This is a genomic window from Variovorax sp. 01N429 (assembly GCF_056399425.1).
Genome location: NZ_JBFTRG010000107.1, coordinates 1 through 467 on the forward strand (window position 1 = coordinate 1; position 467 = coordinate 467).

At 61.2% G+C, this 467-nt stretch carries 1 protein-coding gene; it reads left to right on the forward strand.

Annotated features, from left to right (window positions below; all coding sequences use genetic code 11):
- The coding region (locus tag AC1DSF_RS30805; RefSeq protein ID WP_478184107.1) for an Ig-like domain-containing protein at positions 1-467 on the forward strand (467 nt) is incomplete at both ends.

A 467-nucleotide genomic window follows, 5' to 3' on the forward strand; every position in this document is an offset into this window, starting at 1 on the left:
GTCGACGAGGACGGCAACTGGAGCTTCACGCCTGATACGCCGCTGGRCGAAGGCAGGCACGAGTTCACGGTGGTCGAGCGTGATGAGGCGGGCAACGAAAGCAAGCCGTCGGGTCCGCACGTGGTGATCATCGATACGACAGTCCCAGCACTGGTACTGAAGGCACCTGAAGTACCGGAGATGGCAGACGGTGTAATCGACTCGGCAGAGGCCAGCGATGGCACGTGGGTGATTGTCCCGTTCTATGCGGGCATGGCCGAGGGCGACGTGATCACGATTGACTGGAACGGCAAGAGCTACGAGCACAAGGTGGAGTCGTTCGAAGTAATCCTCGGGTCAGTCAAGGTGAGGATCCCTGCAGACGATCTGATCGGGCAGGACACGGCGTTCGACATCTCCTATACGGTGACGGACGCAGCGGGCCACGGCTCATCGCCGAGCCCGACTACCCCTGTGAGGATCTACGC